We start from the raw sequence: 2,609 nt of genomic DNA, 5'->3' as shown, positions 1-2,609 counted from the left end.
AATAAAATAATCCATCTCATTTTTGCAGTACTCAAATCTGGAAAAAAATATGAAAATAATTACCAAAATAGTTTGGCGGTGTCATAGAAATCAAGTCGGGCTGCAGATTTTCGCTACAAATAAAACTTTGATCTTGAAATCAAACAACCACCGTTCGCGAAGTGAAGCCGAAGATTCGAATACATAAAAGGCCTTTGCGAACTTAAAAGAAGATGGCAATTCACCCTATTAGAAAAGAAAAATTTGTGGTCATTGTGTTGAGAAAAAAAATTCAACGTCTGTGACTTTAAGGTAAAAAATGACAAGTAAAAAAAATGTTCAGAACACTTTCCATCTTAATTAAAAAAGAATTCCTGCAGATTTTCAGGAACAAATCAATTTTGGCGATTATTTTCGTAATGCCGGTTCTGCAGTTGGTGATCCTTCCTTTGGCAGCAAATTATGAAATAAAAGATATTAAAATCGCAATTGTAGATCACGATAAATCTACGCAATCCCGCGAACTCATTAGAAAAATAACCGCTTCAGGATATTTCAAAATCGTTGATTACTGCGAAATTTACAACGCCGCTTATCACCAAATTGAAAACGACAAAGCCGATCTGATTCTGGAAATTCCCAATCATTTCGAGAAAAATATCGTACGCGAAAACAACGAAAAAATATTGGTCGCCATTAATGCGATTAACGGAACAAAAGCCGGACTTTCTGCGAGTTATTTGGGTCAAATTTTACAGAATTACAATCAGCAGATTCAGCTACAAATGAATCCAGAATTAGAACGTGCGAAGAAAATTTCGGGTTTAGAAATCGTACCGACTTTCTGGTTTAATAAAAATTACAATTACAGGCTTTCTTTAGTTCCGGGAATTTTGGCTTTTTTGGTGACTTTAATCAGTGGTTATTTAGCGGCATTAAATATTGTTCAGGAAAAAGAAAGCGGCACCATCGAGCAAATTAATGTTTCGCCAATTAAGAAAAGAGATTTCATTTTAGGAAAACTCATTCCGTTTTGGATTCTGGCAATGATTGCTTTCACCGTCGGACTTTTCGTTACGATCTTTGTTTACAAAATTGAGATGCAGGGAAGTTTTCTGCTGCTGTATGGGTTTATCTCGGTGTACTTGATCACGATTTTAGGAATGGGACTTTTGGCTTCCGTGTACAGCGAAACGCAACAGCAAGCGATGTTTGTGGTTTTCTTTTTTATGATGATTTTCATTTTGATGAGCGGACTTTTCACACCGACAGAAAGTATGGCCGATTGGGCAAAATATATCGCTTATGTAAATCCTGTTACTTACGGCGTAGATGGAATTCGTCTCATCATGTTGAAAAATAGCGGTTTCAAAGATTTACTTCCCCATTTTGGATTTATCATGGGTTTAGGATTTTTGGTGATTTCTTGGGCAGTTTTACGCTATCGAAAAACGAATTAGAAGAAAGATGTTGGATGTTGGATGTTGGATGTTGGATGTTAGATGTTGGATGTTAGATGTTGGATGTTGGATGTTAGATGTTGGATGTTAGATGTTTGATGTTGGATGTTAGATGTTGGATGTTTGATATTTGATGTTTGATGTTAGAAATTTAGAAAACTATAATTAAAATTCATCAATTATGAAAAAAACGATACTTCTAATTTTTCTGATTATTTTCGGAGGAGTTACCTTATTTATGAGCAGTTCCGTCCTATTCGATTGGTTTGGAATTAGAGAAAAGGAAGGTCATTTCATTCCGTTCGTAGTTTGGGCCAACTGGATTTGTGGAATGCTTTATCTGATTGCCGCATTGGGAATTTTACGAAATCAATCCTGGGCAAAACTTCTACTCATTATTTCACTGGTGATTTTAATTCTAACCTATTTCGGATTATTTATTCAAATCAATGACAATGTTCCGTATGAAACAAAAACAATCGGAGCCATGACTTTCCGAATTGCAGTAACTGCACAATTTATATTTTTAACCAACAAAATTGATAAGAAATGAAAAAAGCAATTTTATCAGCACTTTTGGGTTTAGCAATCGTAATTTCTTGCGAGAAAAAACAAGAAAAAATTAGTACCGAAGAAAATTTGAAAACCGAACAAACTGCTTCCGAAGAAAATGTAACAGAAGCTCAGGAAAAATCAGATGAACATAAAGAAGGTGCAAAACTGGAATTAAACAATGGTGCAAAATGGGCTGTAAACAACGAAATGAAACCTTTCGTCAACCAAACTGAAACACTACTTAATTCTTACAATTCGGAAACTGCAGATTACAAAATGTTAGCAACAAAATTGAATGCTACAAATGAAAAACTCGTTAAAAGCTGCACGATGACTGGAGTTCCACATGATAATTTACACGTTTGGTTAGCTCCTCACATGAAAGAAATTGAAAAATTACAGAAAGCAGAAAATAGAGAAGACGCGAATAAAATCGTGGGAGAATTGAAAGAATCGATGGACAAATACCACCAGTTTTTTAATTAATAATGAACAATTAATATTTAAACTGATTTTGCAGCCCGGCTTGATTTCTATGACACCGCCAAACTATTTTGGTAATTATTTTCATATTTTTTTCCAGATTTGAGTACTGCAAAAATGAGATGGATTATT

At 34.5% G+C, this 2,609-nt stretch carries 3 protein-coding genes; all 3 read left to right on the top strand.

Features of this window, described 5'->3' with window-relative positions; translation table 11 throughout:
- Positions 1-314: 314 nt before the first annotated feature.
- The 3 genes from BW932_RS14090 (at position 315) to BW932_RS14080 (ending at position 2,480) form a co-directional block, all read left to right on the top strand.
- Positions 315-1,439 carry an ABC transporter permease gene (locus BW932_RS14090; RefSeq protein WP_076388688.1) on the top strand — a complete coding sequence of 375 codons (1,125 nt, stop codon included), beginning with the start codon at positions 315-317 and terminating at the stop codon, positions 1,437-1,439.
- A 181-nt stretch (positions 1,440-1,620) separates the two neighbouring features.
- On the top strand, positions 1,621-1,992 hold the full coding sequence (locus tag BW932_RS14085) for a hypothetical protein (RefSeq protein ID WP_076388686.1): 372 nt from the start codon (positions 1,621-1,623) through the stop codon (positions 1,990-1,992).
- Entirely contained in the window at positions 1,989-2,480 is a 492-nt protein-coding gene (locus BW932_RS14080; RefSeq protein ID WP_076388684.1) for a hypothetical protein, read from the top strand. The genes BW932_RS14085 and BW932_RS14080 overlap by 4 nt, the downstream gene beginning before the upstream one ends.
- The last annotated feature ends 129 nt before the right edge of the window (positions 2,481-2,609 follow it).

The organism is Kaistella chaponensis (assembly GCF_900156725.1).
Taxonomy (GTDB): Bacteria; Bacteroidota; Bacteroidia; order Flavobacteriales; family Weeksellaceae; genus Kaistella; species Kaistella chaponensis.
Note: the sequence above shows the minus strand (reverse complement) of the source record. Positions and strands in the feature narration are given on the sequence as shown.